This is a genomic window from Ruegeria lacuscaerulensis, from assembly GCF_013033355.1.
Taxonomy (GTDB): domain Bacteria; phylum Pseudomonadota; class Alphaproteobacteria; order Rhodobacterales; family Rhodobacteraceae; genus Ruegeria; species Ruegeria lacuscaerulensis_A.
The window spans coordinates 83,095-101,179 of sequence record NZ_WQDY01000006.1; the positions used below are offsets into that span (position 1 = coordinate 83,095).

At 56.8% G+C, this 18,085-nt stretch carries 18 protein-coding genes and 1 riboswitch; of the genes, 15 read left to right on the plus strand and 3 right to left on the minus strand.

Annotation, left to right across the window (positions count from 1 at the left end):
- Positions 1–9 precede the first annotated feature (9 nt).
- The 3 genes from GOW48_RS12325 to GOW48_RS12335 form a co-directional block, all read right to left on the minus strand.
- Positions 10–693: a GltB/FmdC/FwdC-like GXGXG domain-containing protein gene (locus GOW48_RS12325; RefSeq protein WP_170754159.1), complete on the minus strand. Its 684-nt coding sequence runs from the start codon at positions 691–693 to the stop codon at positions 10–12.
- A 1-nt stretch (position 694) separates the two neighbouring features.
- Positions 695–1,588, minus strand: coding sequence for a class II glutamine amidotransferase (locus tag GOW48_RS12330; protein WP_170754161.1), 894 nt, complete (start codon positions 1,586–1,588; stop codon positions 695–697).
- A gap of 181 nt (positions 1,589–1,769) precedes the next feature.
- Entirely contained in the window at positions 1,770–2,417 is a 648-nt protein-coding gene (locus tag GOW48_RS12335; protein WP_331251812.1) for a helix-turn-helix domain-containing protein, read from the minus strand.
- Between the two features lie 126 nt (positions 2,418–2,543).
- Positions 2,544–2,747: riboswitch (cobalamin riboswitch) on the plus strand.
- A 102-nt stretch (positions 2,748–2,849) separates the two neighbouring features.
- Here GOW48_RS12335 and GOW48_RS12340 point away from each other — a divergent pair.
- The 15 genes from GOW48_RS12340 to GOW48_RS12410 all read left to right on the plus strand — a co-directional run bounded on the left by GOW48_RS12340 (position 2,850) and on the right by GOW48_RS12410 (position 18,085).
- Complete coding sequence (locus GOW48_RS12340) at positions 2,850–3,206, plus strand: DUF1636 family protein (RefSeq protein WP_170754165.1); 357 nt, start codon at positions 2,850–2,852, stop codon at positions 3,204–3,206.
- Positions 3,206–4,009, plus strand: coding sequence for an ABC transporter ATP-binding protein (locus GOW48_RS12345; RefSeq protein ID WP_234899475.1), 804 nt, complete (start codon positions 3,206–3,208; stop codon positions 4,007–4,009). The genes GOW48_RS12340 and GOW48_RS12345 overlap by 1 nt, the downstream gene beginning before the upstream one ends.
- Positions 4,006–4,953, plus strand: a complete 948-nt coding sequence (locus GOW48_RS12350) for an ABC transporter substrate-binding protein (RefSeq protein ID WP_170754170.1) — start codon at positions 4,006–4,008, stop codon at positions 4,951–4,953. Before GOW48_RS12345 ends, GOW48_RS12350 begins: the two co-directional genes overlap by 4 nt.
- 1 nt (position 4,954) lies before the next feature.
- Entirely contained in the window at positions 4,955–5,968 is a 1,014-nt protein-coding gene (locus tag GOW48_RS12355) for a FecCD family ABC transporter permease (RefSeq protein ID WP_170754172.1), read from the plus strand.
- 192 nt (positions 5,969–6,160) lie between these two features.
- Positions 6,161–6,676, plus strand: a complete 516-nt coding sequence (gene napF / locus GOW48_RS12360; RefSeq protein ID WP_170355148.1) for a ferredoxin-type protein NapF — start codon at positions 6,161–6,163, stop codon at positions 6,674–6,676.
- Entirely contained in the window at positions 6,673–6,966 is a 294-nt protein-coding gene (locus tag GOW48_RS12365; protein WP_170355149.1) for a chaperone NapD, read from the plus strand. The genes napF and GOW48_RS12365 overlap by 4 nt, the downstream gene beginning before the upstream one ends.
- The gene (gene napA, locus GOW48_RS12370) at positions 6,963–9,455 is read left to right on the plus strand and encodes a nitrate reductase catalytic subunit NapA (protein WP_170754174.1); all 2,493 of its coding nucleotides are present in this window, start codon (positions 6,963–6,965) and stop codon (positions 9,453–9,455) included. The genes GOW48_RS12365 and napA overlap by 4 nt, the downstream gene beginning before the upstream one ends.
- 27 nt (positions 9,456–9,482) lie before the next feature.
- Positions 9,483–10,301, plus strand: coding sequence for a ferredoxin-type protein NapG (gene napG, locus GOW48_RS12375; RefSeq protein WP_170754176.1), 819 nt, complete (start codon positions 9,483–9,485; stop codon positions 10,299–10,301).
- A complete protein-coding gene (gene napH, locus GOW48_RS12380) occupies positions 10,298–11,215 on the plus strand; it encodes a quinol dehydrogenase ferredoxin subunit NapH (protein WP_170754178.1) in 918 nt (305 codons plus the stop codon). Before napG ends, napH begins: the two co-directional genes overlap by 4 nt.
- A 12-nt stretch (positions 11,216–11,227) precedes the next feature.
- Positions 11,228–11,665 (plus strand): nitrate reductase cytochrome c-type subunit, encoded by a 438-nt coding sequence (locus GOW48_RS12385; RefSeq protein WP_170754180.1) that lies wholly within the window; start codon positions 11,228–11,230, stop codon positions 11,663–11,665.
- Positions 11,666–11,694: 29 nt separating this feature from the next.
- Entirely contained in the window at positions 11,695–12,396 is a 702-nt protein-coding gene (locus GOW48_RS12390; RefSeq protein WP_170754182.1) for a NapC/NirT family cytochrome c, read from the plus strand.
- A 13-nt stretch (positions 12,397–12,409) separates the two neighbouring features.
- Positions 12,410–12,667 (plus strand): hypothetical protein, encoded by a 258-nt coding sequence (locus tag GOW48_RS12395; RefSeq protein WP_170754184.1) that lies wholly within the window; start codon positions 12,410–12,412, stop codon positions 12,665–12,667.
- A gap of 105 nt (positions 12,668–12,772) precedes the next feature.
- Positions 12,773–16,306 carry an AAA family ATPase gene (locus GOW48_RS12400; protein ID WP_170754186.1) on the plus strand — a complete coding sequence of 1,178 codons (3,534 nt, stop codon included), beginning with the start codon at positions 12,773–12,775 and terminating at the stop codon, positions 16,304–16,306.
- 28 nt (positions 16,307–16,334) lie between these two features.
- On the plus strand, positions 16,335–16,592 hold the full coding sequence (locus GOW48_RS12405) for a DUF4242 domain-containing protein (protein WP_170754188.1): 258 nt from the start codon (positions 16,335–16,337) through the stop codon (positions 16,590–16,592).
- A gap of 77 nt (positions 16,593–16,669) precedes the next feature.
- Positions 16,670–18,085, plus strand: coding sequence for an FAD-binding oxidoreductase (locus tag GOW48_RS12410; RefSeq protein WP_170754190.1), 1,416 nt, complete (start codon positions 16,670–16,672; stop codon positions 18,083–18,085).

Genomic DNA, 18,085 nt, shown 5'->3' on the forward strand with positions numbered 1-18,085 from the left:
CGGTCTTCCTCAGTATTCTGCCGCGTTGTCGACATCGAAATTATACAGCTGGCGGGCCGAGCCATAGCGTTTGAACTCTTCGGGTTTGGCATCTGCGCCTGCGCGCTCCAGCAGGTCCGCCAGCAGGGTCAGGTGTTCGGGGCGCATCTCTTTCTCGATGCAATCCGCGCCCAGACTTCTGACCGAGCCGCGCACGAACAGCCGCGCCTCGTACAGGGAATCCCCCAGCGCGTCGCCCGCATCCCCGCAGACCACCAGCGTCCCCGCCTGCGCCATGAAGGCGGACATGTGGCCGATATTGCCATGCACCACAATGTCGATCCCCTTCATGGAAATCCCGCAGCGCGAGCTGGCATTGCCCTTGATCACCAGCAACCCGCCATGGCCGGTTGCCCCGGCATATTGGCTAGCATCGCCTTCGACGATCACCGTGCCCGACATCATATTCTCGGCCACGCCCGGCCCGACCGAGCCTTCGACCCGAACGGTCGCCTGCTGGTTCATCCCCGCGCAGTAATAGCCGGTTGAGCCTTTGACCGTGACCTCAATCGGAGCATCCAGTCCGACGGCGATGGCATGGCTGCCCTTGGGATTCTGAACCTGCCACTGGGTCTGGTTTGTCTCGGTGCTTTGGGCCTGAAGGGCGGCGTTCAGCCCGCGCAGGCCCTGTTCTGCAACGTCATAGCTCTGCATGTCAGTGGCTCCAGAAATAGACGGTGGCGGGTTCGGGTTCCCAGACGCGGGCGTCCTCGATCCCCGGCAGTTTGACCAAGGCGCGGTACTCGCTGCCAAAGGCCACATATTGATCGGTCTCGGCCATTACCGCCGGTTTGCAGGCGATGGGGTCGCGAACCACGCCGAACCCATCCTTGGTGCCGACCACAAAGGTAAAGAACCCATCAAGGTCGTGCAGGCTGCTTTCCAGCGCTTCGCCCAGAGTGGCCCCGTTCTGCATTTTCCATGTCAGATAGGCCGCGCCGACCTCGGTATCGTTCATGGATTCGATCCGCACGCCTTCGCGCATCAGTTTGCGGCGCAGCGCATTGTGGTTGGACAGCGATCCGTTGTGCACCAAGCACTGATCCGCGCCGGTGTTGAACGGATGCGCCCCTTCTGTGGTGACAGCGGATTCAGTGGCCATGCGTGTATGGCCAATCCCGTGGCTGCCGGACATCGAGGTCAATTGGAACCGCTCCGCCACCTCCCGAGGCAATCCAACTTCTTTGTAAATTTCGATCGCATCGCCGTCGGACATGATCCGCAGGCCAGGGCGCAATTCCCTCAGGGCCTGCCGCGCAGCGCTGACTTTGTCGTTGGCCATGCTCAGAACCGCATGAGTGTCATTGCGACCCAAGCTGACGGGGCTGGTCAAGACATCGGCCAAATCTTCGGCCAAAGTCTGAAAATCCGCGTCCGGATTGTCGGATTGCACGGTGAGCTTCGCCTGATCTCCGACAGGTCCATAAATCGCGATCCCGGCGCTGTCCGGGCCGCGATCTGTCATTGTGATCAGCATATCTGTCAGCATCGCGCCCAATTGAGGCTCGAGCGTTTTGTCCTTCAAAAAAAGGCCGACAATTCCACACATGCGTCAGCTTCTCCTGTGTTGAGTTGGGCAGACGCTAACACCTGAACTTCAGGTTATCAACAAAGGGAAATTAATATTCATAAGGGGAATATTTTCGGCTATCTATTTCTCCCGCATTCAAAAATCACGGAGAGCAACCCCGCAAAACCTCAGCAGCGGTTTATCAATCGCCGAATCGTGACTAACGCGTCTGCGGATATGAGATGATCGACAGGTAGCGGGCTGGCAGTTTGCGCAGCACCTCGGGTCCATGCGGTGCGTCCGCATCAAAGAACAACGTATCACCCGGCTCCAGCAGGTAAATTTGATCGCCGTGTCTGTAATCGACTTCGCCTTCAAGCATGTAGAGCATTTCAATCCCGTCATGCTGGAACGTCGGGAAAGTGTCGGACTCTTCCGTCAGCGTGATCAGATAGGGTTCGACCACAACACCACTGGCATTAGACCCCATATGACCCAAAAGGCTGTATTGATGGCCTGCGCGTGTCCCGGCTCTCTCTGTTTCAACGCCCTTTCCCGCTTTGGTGTGGGTTGCGTTTCGGGTTTCTTCATATCTGCGGAAAAATGCAGTGATCGGTGTGCTCAGAGCATTGGCCAGCGATTGTAGCGTCGTCAATGAAGGCGATGTGTAGCCGTTTTCGATTTTTGACAGCATACTGATGGATAACCCGGTCAGCCCCGACAATTCCGCAATTGTCACGCCCTGCTGCAACCTCAACGCGCGGATTTCACGACCGATCGCCGTTTCGAGGTTCTTTTCACCGGGGTCCCTGACCTTGTGGGGATCCTGAGAAAACTGAGGTTTGGACCTATCGTTTGATGCTTTCACCAACCTATCCTTAACGCCTTTCGCTTCGTCGTTATCGCCTGCAATTTTCTTGAAGGGAAACATATTTTCAAAACTACATTCCTGCGCAACCTCCGGTGATTTGTGTTGACCGGCGATCTGATCTCGGGCAGTGACGCATTTGATGGTTCCCTGGGGCATGCTCCAGCGGTGAAAAGGGAATACGGTGAGGTTTAAGTGCCAAGTCCGTAACTGCCCCCGCAACTGTAGGCGGTGAGCGAAGCCAATATCCCACTGACATGAATAATGTCGGGAAGGGTGGCCAAGCCTCGACCCGCAAGTCAGGAGACCTGCCATCGCAACCGAAACCAACCCGGGGCGGGGCGTCCTGGAAGGAGGCTTGATGGTACCTCGTACGCCTTTATGCGCGACCGCGTTTCAGTACGGCCCCAGCGGCCGTGGAACAGACGCTTGATGGCCGAGCCCACTGATCATTTTGTTCTGATCTGCGCGACCTGTCAGGGTTTGGAGGCAGCGCAGCACATTGCGGATGCCTTGTGCCCTGAATTGCCTGCGGGTTTCGCAGTGCGCACAGTAGACTGTATGGCTGGATGCGATCACCCGGTCACTGTCGGATTTCAGGCCCTAGGAAAAGCCCAATACCTGTTTGGTGATATCGGCACCGAGCAAGAGCTGAATGCTCTTGCCCAATTCGCCGCGCAATACCTGGGCAGCGCAACTGGTTGGACAAAGGCCACAGACAGGCCGGCGCCTCTGATAACCAAGACATTGGCGCGCATGCCGGCGTTGGCTGTTCGAGGAGCTCGATGATGACCAGACCCTTCCTGCAGGCGCGTGGTGTAGCCTACTATTCTTTTCACGGTGACGTTCTGTTGCAAGACATCTCGTTCGACCTTGAAGAGGGGTCGGTTCTGGCCATTGCCGGTCCGAATGGCGCTGGCAAAACCACTCTGCTGAACTTACTTTGTGGCGCTGAAGCTCTGTCCGAAGGCGACGTTCTGGTGCAAGAGCAGAGCTTGAAGACACTGTCAGCGACGGAGCGCGCCCGAAAAATTGCCGTCGTCAGTCAGCAGGAATATCCCGATGGGCGCTTGCATCTGCGTGACTATGTGGCACTTGGGCAAATTCCAATTCGCTCGGACCGCTCCTCTGAAGATCACGCAAACGACTTGACGCGAATTCTGGACCTGACCGGCCTTTTGGAGCTTGCCGACAAGCGCATGGCAGTGTTGTCGGGTGGCGAACGTCAGCGCGCCCATATCGCGCGTGCGCTGGCACAGAACCCTACTCTTCTGTTTTTGGACGAGCCGACGAACCATTTGGATCCCGACGCCAAAGGGCGGATGTTGTCGCTGGTCGCTGGACTGGGGATAACCGTCATAATGATTGTCCATGACATTGTCATGATCCCCGAATTCGCCACCCATGTCGCGTTGATGAAATCTACCCGGCTGACCGGGTTTGGCCCTGTTTCCGAGGTCCTGACGACTCAACATGTGCGCGACACGTTCGGCGTCGACTACTTGTTCTTTCAGCACGACGGTCGGATGATCCCCGCGCTGGACATACGAAAAACCACTGTTTCCCAACCCTCCAGGAGATTTCCAAAATGAAACATATCTTGTCCGTGGCTCTGGTTATGGCCATGGCGGGCGGTGTTGCTGCGCATGAAGTGACCGTAGACAATTGTGGTGAACCGCTGGTGTTTGAAACCCAGCCCGAACGGTTGGTCGTACATGACATGAACATGACCGACATGGCCTTTGCGCTGGGTCTGCAAGACAAAATCGTCGGCCTCACGGGCATCACCGGCTGGTACAAAACCAGTCCTGAATTCGACACACTACGTGGAGATATCCCCGAACTGGCCCCGAAATATCCCTCGGTGGAAAATATTGTCGCGGTAGAACCCGATCTGTTCTTCGCCGGCTGGTACTATGGAATGCGTCCCGGTGGTGATGTAACGCCAGAAACACTTGCCCCGTTCGGGATCAAAACCATGATCCTGACTGAAAGCTGCGTTCATCTGCATAAAGACCGCCCCGAGGCCAGCATGGACCTTTTGTTTGACGACATTCTGCGGCTGGGCAAAGTCATGCATGTCGAAGACAAGGCCGAAGCGCTTGTATCTGGTTGGAAGGATGAACTGACCGCAATCGAGGCAAAAACCGCAGACTTACCGAAACCTCGAGTGTTTCTGTTGGATGGCCCAGCGGACGCTCCGTTCACTGCTGGGAAATACGCAATCCCCAACGCAATGATAGCAGCGGCGGGTGGTCTCAATGTTACCCGTGATATGGACACAAGCTGGGGTCGCACGTCATGGGAAACCGTGGCAGCCGCGAACCCTGAATTTTTAGTGCTGTTGGATTATCAAACCGGAAACGGAGCGGCGGATACGTTCAGGTTTCTGCAAGAACACCCTGTTATGTCACAAACCGACGCGGTCAAAAACGAGCGCTGGATCGGTTTGCGGTACGAAGAATTGACCCCTGGGCCGGCAAACATTCAGGCCATCGCAAAATTGGCAGCAGCCATGCGCACGGGCCTGAACTGATTTGGGCCGTCTGGGGCTGACACTTTTGATCGGGGTGGTCATTCTGGCCGCCCTTCTTCTGGTTTCGACAATATACGGAACCACATCCATTCCTCTGTCCGATACGGTCTCAGCTATTATGCTCGGCGCTGGTTTGGTCGAGGGAGACATGTCACCCCTTCACCGTATCGTCTTCGACCTGCGCCTGCCCCGCGCGCTTTTTGCCGCCGTGATCGGCGCTGGCCTCGGAGTTGTTGGAGTTGTGCTGCAAACGACTACCCGAAACGATCTGGCCGACCCGTTCCTGTTCGGTCTTTCCTCTGGTGCGGCGGCGGGGGCGGTGTTCGTCATTACGGTGACTGGTGACATACTGGGGTTCTGGACTTTGCCGATAGCAGCATTTTGTGGGGGTCTCGTGGCCTCAGGCATTGTGCTGGCTCTTGTCCACGGGCTGCGAACCAGTGCACCGGAAAAGCTCATCCTGGCTGGGCTTGCCGTGTCGTTTCTGTTCTCGGCGTTGACTAATTACCTGATTTTCGCAGGTGACAACCGTGCTGCGCATTCTGTCATCTTCTGGATGCTGGGCGGATTGGGTCTGGCGCGTTGGGAAACCTTTCCGCTCGTCTGCGCGGGTTTGGTCCTGATTCTGGCCTATTCACTATATCGCAGCCGTTGGCTGGACGCCTTGTTGACCGGTGACATGACGGCGTCGACACTGGGTGTCCCGGTCCAGTCACTGCGGTTCAAGATGTTCTTTGTTGCCGCTTTGGCTACGGCTGTATTTGTCTCAGTCGCCGGGGTGATCGGGTTCGTCGGGCTGATGGTTCCGCATATCGCGCGCGGAATTGCCGGACCACTGCACACCCACTTAATCCCTGCGGCCGCGGTGGTCGGCGCTGTTCTGCTGACCGGGTCCGATATCCTCAGCAGGCTGCTGCTGGCCCCGCAAGAACTGCCGGTCGGCATAGTGACCACCTCGTTAGGGTCCGTTTTCGTGTTCATTTTGTTGCTGAGAACTGCAAACGCGAAACGGTAGGTCACACGGAGCCTGTTCACTCATTCTTGGGCTGCAAACTGTGGTCACCTGTCAAATTCCGACATTCATTTAAAATATATCCTAGATCAACCTTAAGAGTGCCCAAAAAATGATCTAAATCAAAACCGGCTCGGTTCAAAAACGCTAAGCGGAAATTAGCAAACAAAAGAAACGACGAGAGCCAGGTCTAAAATGGACCAAGTGACGACCCGTCGCGCTTTCCTGCGCGCCCGATTTCAAGAAGAGGACGGCAAAATAGCCCGGCCTCCGGGATCGGTCGGCCAGGTCTTTTATGATCAATGCACAAAATGCCGAGACTGCGTCGTGGCTTGCCCCGAAGGCGTTCTTTCAATCGCGGCAGATGGATTTCCCGCGTTCACTCCAACCGAAAATCCCTGCACGTTTTGCGGCGCGTGCGCCGAAGCCTGCCCAACACCGGCGCTTGATATCAGCCGATTGGCCCTGTGGCCATGGCGCGCGTCGCTTGAAAAGCAAGCATGCCTATCCATGAACGGCGTCAGCTGTCGCATCTGTCAGGACAATTGCGAGCAGAACGCAATCCGATTTTCGCTCCAAACCCAAGGGCGCGCGGAACCCGCTTTGAATGTTGACGCGTGCAATGGATGCGGATTGTGCGAGGCGCTTTGTCCTGCTGACGCACTTACACTGAAGCATAACCCTCAACCTCAAATGGAAGCGATACAATGAACATCTGCGGTTGCCTTGCCCATGTCGCGCCGGACTATGCTGCCAATGCGGCGCAATCCATGGCCGCAACTCCGGGCGTCGAACTCCACGCCCAGACCGAAGACGGCCGTTTCGTCGTCGTTGTCGAAGATACCCCTGAACGCCTTGCGTCCGAGACCATCATGGATCTGCACCAGATCCCAGGGGTCGTGTCTCTGACGTTGACCTATCACCATTTCGAGGACCTCGCAGAGACCCGCCCGCGTCCCGATGCCCCAAGCCAAACCACCAGCCGGAGGCTCACGCTATGACACATTCTGAATCACGCCGGACATTCCTCAAGGCCACTGCGGCCACAGCCACAGCCTCGGCCGCCGGTATTCCGCTGGCCACAGGCGCAGCCGACGCTCAGGCGGCAACGCCGGATATCCGCTGGGACAAAGCCGCGTGCCGGTTCTGCGGAACGGGCTGTTCCGTTCTGGTTGGCACCAAGGAAGGCCGCGTTGTGGCCACTCAGGGCGACCCGGACGCGCCGGTGAACCGCGGCCTGAACTGTATCAAGGGCTATTTCCTGTCCAAGATCATGTATGGCAAAGACCGCCTGACCACTCCGTTGCTGCGCAAAACCAATGGTGAATACGACAAGAATGGCGAGTTCGAACCGGTCAGCTGGGACGAAGCCTTTGATGTCATGGCCGCCAAGTGGAAAGAGGCGCTGGCCAAGAAAGGCCCGACCAGCGTGGGCATGTTCGGCTCGGGTCAGTGGACGGTCTGGGAAGGCTATGCCGCCGCCAAACTGATGAAAGCTGGCTTCCGCTCGAATAATATCGACCCCAACGCGCGCCATTGTATGGCTTCGGCTGTTGTTGGGTTCATGCGGACCTTTGGCATAGATGAGCCGATGGGCTGCTATGACGATTTCGAGCACGCAGATACATTCGTTCTGTGGGGTTCCAATATGGCCGAAATGCACCCCATCCTGTGGTCGCGCCTGACAGACACGCGTCTGACCAAACCGGGCTGCGAAGTTCATGTCCTGTCAACATTTGAACATCGTTCTTTCGAATTGGCGGACAATGGCATCGTGTTCAATCCACAGACAGATCTGGCGATCCTGAACTATATCGCAAACTACATCATTCAGAATGGTGCGGTGAACGAAGACTTCGTCAAAAAGCACGTAAACATCACCAAGACGGCAACCGATATCGGTTACGGCCTGCGCGACGAAAACCAACTTCAGCAAGACGCGGAAAACCCGAACTCGGGCAAAATGGAACCCATCAGCTTCGAAGAATATGCCAAAGCTGTTGAGCCATACACTTTGGAATATGTATCTGAACTCTCGGGTGTTCCCGCTGACAAGCTTGAGAAACTTGCGAAGCAATATGCAGATCCAAACCGGAAAGTCATGAGCCTTTGGACCATGGGTTTCAACCAGCATACGCGTGGTTCGTGGGTGAATTCGCTGATGTACAACGTCCACCTTTTGGTTGGCAAGATTTCCGAACCCGGCAACTCGCCCTTCTCGCTGACCGGCCAACCATCTGCCTGCGGCACCGCCCGAGAGGTTGGCACATTTGCCCACCGCCTGCCCGCGGACATGGTTGTCGCGAATGACGAGCACCGCGAGATTTGTGAAACCGCATGGAAAATTCCCGAAGGTACAATCCCGCCAAAACCGGGCTTCCACGCTGTTTTGCAACACCGAATGCTGAAAGACGGGGTGCTGAACGCGTATTGGGTTCAATGCAACAACAACATGCAAGCCGCCCCGAATATCAATGAGGAAGGGTACCCCGGTTATCGCAATCCTGAAAACTTCATCACAGTTTCAGACCCTTATCCAACCGTCACCGCAGTTTCAGCTGACCTGATCCTGCCAACGGCTATGTGGGTCGAGAAAGAAGGCGCATATGGCAACGCCGAACGCCGCACTCAGTTCTGGCATCAACAGGTTAAAGCGCCGGGCGAGGCTAAGTCCGACCTTTGGCAGCTGATGGAATTCTCGAAACGCTTCACCGTAGAAGAAGTTTGGGGCGAAGAGCTGCTGGCCAAGATGCCAGAGCATCGCGGCAAGACGATGTTCGAGGTTCTGTTCCAGAACGGGAATGTTGACAAATACCCGCTTTCTGAAACCGCCGAAGGTTTCGACAATGACGAAGCAGAGCATTTTGGGTTCTACGTGCAGAAAGGATTGTTCGAAGAATACGCCGAATTCGGGCGCGGTCATGGGCACGATCTGGCACCGTTCGAAATGTACCATCAGGCACGCGGTATGCGTTGGCCGGTCGTGGACGGCAAAGAAACGCTTTATCGTTTCCGCGAAGGCTATGACCCCTATGTACCCGAAGGGGCCGACGTGAAATTCTATGGTCACAAGGACGGCAAGGCCAAAATTATCTTCGCGCCTTACGAACCTGCTGCTGAAGAGCCGGACAATGAATACGATTTGTGGCTTTGCACCGGCCGGGTCCTGGAACACTGGCATTCGGGTTCGATGACCCGTCGGGTTCCGGAATTGCACCGCGCCTTCCCGTCAGCTGTTGTTTTCATGCACCCCGACGACGCCCGGGATCGCGGTCTGCGGCGCGGTCAGGAAATTGTTTTGTCCACTCGCAGGGGCGAGGTGACCAGCCGGGTCGAAACCCGCGGGCGCAACAAGGTGCCACGTGGGCTGGTCTTCATGCCTTGGTTTGACGAGCACCAGTTGACCAACAAGCTGACGCTGGATGCAACCTGCCCGCTGTCGAAGGAAACCGACTACAAGAAATGCGCCTGCAAGGTTGAGCGCGCGTAAGAGACTGGCAAGGCAAAGGTAAGTCTCATGTCTGGTGTTGGCTCTCCCCTCTCGCCGCAGCGGCGCCGGTTCCTTCAGGACTCGGCGCGCGCCGCAGGCGGCTGCGTGGCGGCCGGGTCCATGTTGGCCTGGCTGGCACGCGACGCGCGGGCGTTACCAGCCGAGGCATTGCGTCCCCCCGGAGCCTTGCCGGAACAAAACTTCCTGTCCGCCTGTATCCGTTGTGGCCTTTGCGTGCGGGATTGCCCCTATGACACGCTGAAACTTGCCGAGCTTGGCGTCGATGCCGTCGCCACCGGCACACCCTATTTCACCGCTCGTGACGTGCCCTGCGAGATGTGTGACGACATTCCCTGTGTCGCCGCCTGCCCCACTGGGGCGCTGGACCCCTCGCTGGACAACATCGACGACGCCGACATGGGGGTGGCCGTTCTGGTCGATCAGGAAAACTGCTTGAACTTCCTGGGGCTGCGGTGCGACGTCTGCTACCGCGTCTGCCCCGTGATTGACGAGGCAATCACGCTTGAGACCGCGCACAACACCCGTTCGGGTCACCACGCGCTGTTCCTCCCTACCGTACACGGCGACCGCTGCACCGGTTGTGGAATGTGCGAGAAAAGCTGCGTTCTACCGGAAGCCGCGATCAAGGTTCTGCCTACCCGGCTGGCACGCGGTAGCAGTGCCGACCACTATCGCAAAGGCTGGGAAGAAAAAGCCGCCAAAGGCGCGCCTGTGGTCGAAGGTATCATCGACCTGCCCGACCGCCTGCCCGGACCGGGTACCGATAATCTGGTCACGCCGGGCGGCTTTGCGCCGGAGTACAATTTGCCGGGGGCCGGACAATGAGCACCCGCACCCATATGCCTGTCGGACAGGAAGCCATCGAAGTCAAAGGCTGGATCGGCGCGCACAAATACCTGCTGCTGCGCCGTGCCTCTCAACTGTTCTTTCTGGTTCTGTTTCTGCTGGGCCCGTGGTTTGGCATCTGGATCGTTCAGGGCACGCTGGCCGGGTCGCTGACCCTTGGCGTGCTGCCGCTGACCGACCCTCTTGTGCTACTGCAAAGCGTGGTTGCCGGGCACTGGCCCGAGCTTACCGCCCTGATCGGAGGCCTGATAGTTCTGGTCGTCTACGCGCTGATCGGCGGGCGCGTCTATTGTTCCTGGGTCTGCCCGATCAACCCCGTAACCGATGCCGCCCATTGGCTGCACCGCAAGCTGGATCTGCCGAAAGGCTGGCAACCCAAACGCGGTACCCGGCTGTGGATCCTAGCTACGGTGCTGATCGTCTCGGGTCTGACCGGCGTCATCGCATGGGAGCTGATCAACCCGATCACCATGCTGCATCGCGGGCTGATTTTCGGCGCGGGCTTTGTCTGGGCGATGATCGTTGCGATCTTCTTCTTCGACCTGTTCGTGTCACGCCACGGATGGTGCGGGCACCTGTGCCCGGTCGGAGCATTCTATGGCCTGATCGGCAGCAAAGCGATGTTGCGTGTCAGCGCGCACAATCGCGCAGTCTGTGACGACTGCATGGATTGCTTTGCCGTTTGCCCGGAAAACCACGTCATCTCACCCGCGTTACGCGGCAAAACCGGCACCACACCGCTGATCCTGTCGCCCGACTGCACGAATTGCGGCCGCTGTATCGATGTCTGCGCGGTCGATGTCTTCAAGTTTACTCACCGGTTCGACGACCAGGTCGCCGCGCCTTTCGATCCCGTTCCCGCGCCCGAGAGGCGCGCAGCCAGACCTACCTAAGGGAGTGCCAAGATGAACAAGCCAATCCTGACCGGCGTCACCGCCCTGATCCCCGTTTTACTTCTGAGTAGTTTCGCCTTTGCCCAATCCGCGCAAGTCGAAGCCCTGCGCGGGGCCGAGGTTGATGAACCCGTTCCACTCGATCAGGTCCACCGCACTATCGAAGGGCGTATGCAGAGGAATTACCGACAGCAACCTCCGCTGATCCCGCATTCAATCGACCAGTACCAGATTGATCTGCGGACCAACCAATGCCTGTCCTGCCACGACTGGACAAAGGCCGGTGAGCGCAACGCACCCACTTTATCGATGACGCACTACCTGGATCGCGAAGGACGTGAACTGGATCAAATCGCCGGTACTCGGTACTTCTGCAATCAGTGTCATGTTCCGCAGGCAGACACGCCCGCGCTCGTCGACAATGTTTTTGAACCTTCTTCCGGAAACTGATCCAACGCTTGACTGAAAGGAGCACCGACATGGCAGACTCCCCCGAAAAACGCGGCTGGATAGGCCGCATCTGGAACGCGATCTGGACACCGGCCGTCATGTTCAGCTCGGGTTTTCTGGTGCTGGCAGGTTTTCTGGCTGGCATCCTGTTCTGGGGCGGGTTCCACTGGACCCTGGAACTGACCAACACCGAGGAATTCTGCACCTCGTGTCACACGATGGAGACCAATCTGGGCGAATACCGCGAAACGGTTCACTATAACAACCACTCGGGCGTCCGGGCTATTTGTTCGGATTGTCACGTTCCCCATGAATGGAACCACAAAATCAAGGCCAAGATCATGGCTGTCAAAGACGTTTATCACGAGTTGGCTGGCACAATCAGTACGCCTGAAAAATACGAAGACCATCGTCTGAGTATGGCCTCGGCTGTGTGGAAAAAGATGAAGGCATCGGACAGTCGCGAATGCCGCAACTGCCATAATTTCGACTACATGGACTTCACTATTCAGGAAACCCGCGCCGCGTCCGAACACCAAAGGGCGATCGACAACAACATGACATGCATCGACTGCCATCAGGGCATCGCACACAGCCTGCCACCCGGATACCTGGAACAATACCAAGAGGTGACGGAAACTCTGGCGAGCAAAGCGTCTGGAACGCTGCAAGATCAGGTTGCTGATAGCAGCGCAGAAATCCGGTCATTCCTGACCAAGCAGGCCGACTGAGAAAGGGCACGATATGCTTGAACTTCTGGGAACAATCGGCGCCAACATTATCAGCCTGCCGGGCATCTTGGGCCTTGCGCTGGGTATGATGACCCGCAACCTGATGCTAGGCGCGGTTATAGGCGGTGTCGTCGGTGTGCTTGAAACGCTTATCTTCGCACACTGGTCCTTTGCCAATATCCAGACCATCGAATTGGTTATCGCAGTCGTCGTCGGCTTCTGCGCCGGAGCACTTGGATCGGCGATCCGCATCAAAGGTGCGACTGTCTAACCAAACGGTATCGGCGACGCGAACCTTCGCGTCGCCTACGCGCTTCCCGTTGCGCGCCTGAACGCTCAACTTGATCCAAATCCGTTTCCACCGCATGATCCTGCAATGGGTTTTGAAGTCGGAACATGGCTGCAAGAACTTGGGTTGGGTCAGTACACTGATGCGTTTCGGCAAAACGACGTCGACGCGCGTGCGCTGCCTCTGCTTACGAATGACGACCTCAAGGAAATAGGGGTGTCATTGGGCCACAGGAAAATCCTGCTGGCTGCCATTCAGGAATTCGATCAACAAGACCATGTCTATTCTTCGGCTACTTCTTTGCTTCCGGATCAAGCGGTCAAAAACGATGAGGCCGAACGCCGGCATCTGACGGTGTTCTTCGCTGATCTTGTCGGCTCGACAGAACTGACGAACCAATTGGACCCCGAAGACATGCGCCTGCTGTTGCAAACCTATCAGGACGCAGTTGCAGGTGCGGTATCACGCTATGGTGGCTTTGTCGCCAAGTATCTTGGCGATGGATTGCTGGTCTTTTTTGGTTGGCCGCGTGCATTCGAAGACCACGCCTTGCGCGCGGTTAAGGCCGGTTTAGAGGCTATCTCCCGGGTTCAAAAGCTCCGGACGCCTTCCGGTCAACCGCTGGCCGCACGTATAGGCATCGCAAGTGGCGATGTAGTTGTTGGCGATACAATCGGCGAAAACACACATGAAGAAGGCGCGATGACGGGCCCAATCCTCAACCTTGCTGCTCGGTTGCAGGAAAAAGCCCCGCCGAACACGGTTGTTCTGACCCAAGAGGATTCGCAAGCGATGCTACATCGTATTTTCGAATTCTCGTCGCTTGGGCGCGTCGACCTTAAGGGATTTGAAGACCCCCGAGAGCTCTTGCAGGTGGTTAGTGAAAGGCAAGCTGAAAGCCGGTTTAAAGCAGCACATCGTGATGACGGATCAAACCAGCTTGTTGGGCGCAGTTCCGAAAAGGGTATCCTGCAACAAACCTGGCTTCGCGCCCGCGCAGGACAGGGTGAAGTCATTCTGCTGACCGGAGAAGCGGGCATAGGAAAATCACGCCTGACAGAAGAATTTCTGAACGACGTTACGAATGCAGGTCAGGCTGATATCATCAGACTGAATTGCTCGCCATATCTAACCAGTAGTCCGTTCCATCCTGTAACCGAGCGAATATCGCAGGATGCAGGAGTGGAGCCAGGCTTCGACGACGACCAGGTGTTGCGCCACGTCCGGGCCATGCTCGAAGCGCGGCAAGGCATCGACTTGGATCAGGTTCTTCCCGTTTTTGCAGCCTTGGTCGCCCCAGCAAGCGCATTGGCTCGGGATATTCTGGACCTGTCTCCGCAGGAACAGCGCGACATAACCGTGCAAACGTTGATAAAAACGGTGCAGGCGCGGTCGCAGGTTAAACCGGTCGTTCTGTGCGTCGAGGATGCGCATTGGATCGACCCGTCGACGAACGCCTTGCTTGATCGGTTCCGGGCGATCTGCGCAGATTTGCCGCTGATGATCCTGATCACGCACCGCCCTGGCTGGGAACTACAGCGCGACGCCGGTGATGCGCACGTCCAGACCTTGCACCTGCGTCGTTTCAACTTTGAACAGGTTGAAAACCTGATCCGAAACATATCGGGCCATTCACCAGACGCGTCATTGGTTCGCCTGATCATGGAAAAAACCGACGGCGTGCCTCTATTCGTCGAAGAACTTACCAGCGCATATATGGAAGCCGGAGAGGAAAATCTGGCCGTTCCGTCTTCGTTGAAGGGCGCATTGATGGCCAGGCTCGACGCCGTGTCGCCAGAGGCAAAGCAAATGGCGTTGACAGGCGCGGTCATCGGTCGCGAGTTTGCGCTGGACCTTCTGGCGGAGGCAATTGATCTGGAAAGACCGAACCTGCAGTCGGGGCTGGCAGAACTGGTGGAAACGGGACTTGTTTTCGAAAGCGGACACAGCCGCGGCCAATTTGTTTTCCGGCATGCCCTGATCCGCGATACCGCATACCAATCCATGCTGTCTGCGACCCGAAGAACCCAACACGCAAACGTAGCCAAGGCCCTGACACGTCTGCGATCGGCCGAGATTGCGCGCCGACCTGAATTGGTCGCAAGGCATTTGACCGAAGCGGAAGACTGGCAGATTGCGTTCACGCAATGGAAATTGGCAACAGAAATGGCCCTTGCCCGGTCTGCCAGTCAAGAAGCGATGGCCAACGCGACCGAGGCACTTCATGCTGCAGAGAACCTTGGAACGCAAAACAGCGCCGAAACAATCACGGCGATGGTTCTGGTTGGGCGCAGCTACGACAGCCTTGGGGATCTGCCTCAAGGGATTGCCAAGCTCAAACAAGCCTCCGACGCGGCCCGAACACTGGGACATGCCGAACTGTCCGCAGACATCGCGCAGCACTTCGCGGATTCGTGCATGATGTCCAGCCAACGTCACAATGAGGCGATCTCATTGTGTCTTGAGGCACTGAATGGTCTGCCCGAAGACGACGAAAGACGCCAGTGCCAGTTGATGAGCCAACTCGCTCGGGCCTATATGTTTATCGGTCAGTTTAGTGAAGGGGCGGAGTACGGCCACCGCGCCATGAAACTGGCGGCAAATCTCGGTGACTACAAATCGCAGTTCTCAGTCATGATGATGCGTTTTGGTGCCCCGTTTGTGGCTCGGCAGGATGAAGAGGCGCGAAATTGGCGGCAAAACCTGCAAGCCATGCACGACGTCGCCGAAAAACTGGGCACGATTGACCAAGGGCGCGACCGGACCCTCAGCCTGTTTGTTGGGGCCGAGATGGCTGACAGGGTTATGCTTGACCGCTCGCTCAAGCTGCTGACAGAGGTCTCGCAAAAGGACAATCACCTGCAGCTTTACTGGGTTCAAATCCACGCGCGCGCGATGGTTGCCATCATGGAAGGCGCTTGGCAACAAGCCGAAGCATTCGCGACTGAGGCTGTAAAGATCGGCCGAAAAACCCACGGTAAACACATCGAAGGTGTTTTCGGTGTGCAGATGTTCACGATCCGACGCGAACAGAACCGGCTTCACGAGGTCGCTGCGGTGATCAAGAAACTGATGGAGGAAGACCCCGACGACATCACTTGGAAACCTGGCTTTGGTCTTATCGCCGCCGAGTTGGGCTATTCCGACCCGGCCGAACGGATTCTCGACGAATTGGCGGCAAACCGGTTCGACCTACCGGCAGATGCCATGTATTCAACTACGCTGTCATATCTTGCGGATATTTGTGTCGCGGTTGGCAGGCAAGACCATGCGCAAACGCTGTTTGACCTGCTTTTGCCCTACGAGGACCTGACGATCACTGCTGGTGCCACCACCGTTTGCACCGGGGCGGCCGCACGCCGGCTAGGCAATCTGGCAACCTTGCTGGGCGATCGCGACATCGCGGAACATATGCTGACCAAAGCAATCGAGATCGACACAAACATGGCCAGCCCACCTTGGATCGCGCACAGCAAGGCTTCATACGCGTCTGCTTTGCGAAAATTCGGGCATAAGCAGAACCTCGAACATGCGTTTCACCTAGAGGCCGAAGCGTTGGCAATCGCACAGAATTTGGGTATGATTTCCCTTATGTCTAAGCTTGAAGGAACGGTCACTTAGTTCATAAACGCATACCCTGGGGGTGCATATGCCAAGATATATTATAGAACGCCATTTCGCCGAACAGCTGAATATCACGGACGACGGCAAAGCGCACATCAAGGAAATCAACGATGAGGAGGGGGTCGAATGGATCTTCTCGTTCCTTAGTGCCGATAAACGCAAAACCTATTGTCTTTACGAAGCGCCTGACGAGGAAAGCCTGAGAAAAGCAGCCGCGCGCCTGAACATTCCGGTAGATGTTATAACTCCGGTAGATCGGATAGATCCGGGAGTTTTCGCGTAAGACGCAATAATTGAAACTCCAATTTCTATCAGAGGCAAGTGGCAAGAGACCTTCCATTATTAAGGAAGGCATCGATTATGTTCGACGTAAAAACTCTGCATGGGACTTCGGCCCAAGTTGACCAGTCTTCACTGGATGATCTTAGTGCGGCTTTACGCGGTGGCGTGTATTGCGAAGGTACTGCGGAATACGACGCAGCACGCACAACCTGGAACAGTATCGTGGATCGCCATCCTGGATTCGTCATTCAGGCTTTGGGTGCAAGCGACGTACAAAAGGCAGTGAATTTTGTAAGGGACGCTGGTCTGGTCATGTCAGTTCGATCGGGCGGACATCAGATCGCCGGTCACGCTGTTGCTGACGATGCGGTTATGCTGGACTTGTCCCAGATGCGATCGGTCCACGTAGACCCGATGGCCAGAACCGCTCGAGTCGCACCTGGCGCCTTGCTGGGCGACGTTGACCGCGAGACGCAGGCCCACGGCTTGGCCGTTCCGCTCGGGATCAACTCGACAACCGGTACAGCCGGATTGACCCTGGGTGGAGGTTTCGGCTGGACCACACGCAAGTTTGGCATGACTATCGACAACCTTCTTTCAGCCGAGGTGGTCACAGCGGAAGGTATGATCGTCACTGCATCACCGTCCAGCCACCCCGATCTATTTTGGGCAATCCGTGGTGGCGGGGGGAATTTCGGCATCGTCACCTCGTTTGAATTCCAACTGCATCCTCTCGGTCCTCAGGTCCTATCCGGACTGATTGTTCACCCTATCGAAGCCGCGCCAAGCTTGTTGGCCGAGTATGTGCAAATAGCGGATTCTGCACCCGATGAATTGACAGTCTGGAGCGTGATGCGCAAAGCGCCCCCTCTGCCCTTCCTGCCCGACGAATGGCACGGGCGGGAAGTTCTGATCTTTGCCGCCTGCTATGCCGGCCCCATGGGAGATGGCGAGGACGCCATGAAGGAACTACGCGGGTTGGGCTCTCCGATTGTGGATGTCATTTCGCCCCACGCCTTTGTGGACTGGCAGGCGGCGTTTGACCCGCTTTTGACACCGGGTGCACGGAACTACTGGAAAAGTCACGATTTCAGCACGTTGTCATCAGATGCGATAACGGGGTTGCTGAATGGTATCTCCAGCTTGCCCGACCCGGCATGCGAGGTGTTTATTGCGCATGTGGGCGGTGCCATGGCCCGCGTGTCTTCCGACGCCACCGCATATCCGGAACGGTCCGCGCATTTCATCATGAACGTCCATACCCGGTGGGAGGACCCGCAAAAAGACGACGAATGCATTGCATGGGCACGCGCGCTCTATGATCGTATGACGCCCCATGCCACCGGCAGCGCCTATGTCAATTTCATGCCCGAAGATGAGGCCGATCACATGGCCGGTGCCTACGGTGAAAACGGGATGAGGCTGGCCAAAGTCAAGGCGCAGTATGATCCGGAAAATCTGTTCCGGCTTAACCACAATATTCTGCCCGCCTGA

What these genes read in the sequence shown, in the direction of transcription:
- napA (WP_170754174.1), top strand. Translation starts at nt 6,963, where the DNA reads ATGACACATTCTGAATCACGCCGGACATTCCTCAAGGCCACTGCGGCC.
- GOW48_RS12340 (WP_170754165.1), top strand. Translation starts at nt 2,850, where the DNA reads ATGGCCGAGCCCACTGATCATTTTGTTCTGATCTGCGCGACCTGTCAG.
- GOW48_RS12390 (WP_170754182.1), top strand. Translation starts at nt 11,695, where the DNA reads ATGGCAGACTCCCCCGAAAAACGCGGCTGGATAGGCCGCATCTGGAAC.
- GOW48_RS12330 (WP_170754161.1), bottom strand. Translation starts at nt 1,588, where the DNA reads ATGTGTGGAATTGTCGGCCTTTTTTTGAAGGACAAAACGCTCGAGCCT.
- GOW48_RS12385 (WP_170754180.1), top strand. Translation starts at nt 11,228, where the DNA reads ATGAACAAGCCAATCCTGACCGGCGTCACCGCCCTGATCCCCGTTTTA.
- napG (WP_170754176.1), top strand. Translation starts at nt 9,483, where the DNA reads ATGTCTGGTGTTGGCTCTCCCCTCTCGCCGCAGCGGCGCCGGTTCCTT.
- GOW48_RS12325 (WP_170754159.1), bottom strand. Translation starts at nt 693, where the DNA reads ATGCAGAGCTATGACGTTGCAGAACAGGGCCTGCGCGGGCTGAACGCC.
- napF (WP_170355148.1), top strand. Translation starts at nt 6,161, where the DNA reads ATGGACCAAGTGACGACCCGTCGCGCTTTCCTGCGCGCCCGATTTCAA.
- GOW48_RS12410 (WP_170754190.1), top strand. Translation starts at nt 16,670, where the DNA reads ATGTTCGACGTAAAAACTCTGCATGGGACTTCGGCCCAAGTTGACCAG.
- GOW48_RS12395 (WP_170754184.1), top strand. Translation starts at nt 12,410, where the DNA reads ATGCTTGAACTTCTGGGAACAATCGGCGCCAACATTATCAGCCTGCCG.
- GOW48_RS12400 (WP_170754186.1), top strand. Translation starts at nt 12,773, where the DNA reads ATGGGTTTTGAAGTCGGAACATGGCTGCAAGAACTTGGGTTGGGTCAG.
- GOW48_RS12345 (WP_234899475.1), top strand. Translation starts at nt 3,206, where the DNA reads ATGACCAGACCCTTCCTGCAGGCGCGTGGTGTAGCCTACTATTCTTTT.
- GOW48_RS12365 (WP_170355149.1), top strand. Translation starts at nt 6,673, where the DNA reads ATGAACATCTGCGGTTGCCTTGCCCATGTCGCGCCGGACTATGCTGCC.
- GOW48_RS12350 (WP_170754170.1), top strand. Translation starts at nt 4,006, where the DNA reads ATGAAACATATCTTGTCCGTGGCTCTGGTTATGGCCATGGCGGGCGGT.
- GOW48_RS12405 (WP_170754188.1), top strand. Translation starts at nt 16,335, where the DNA reads ATGCCAAGATATATTATAGAACGCCATTTCGCCGAACAGCTGAATATC.
- napH (WP_170754178.1), top strand. Translation starts at nt 10,298, where the DNA reads ATGAGCACCCGCACCCATATGCCTGTCGGACAGGAAGCCATCGAAGTC.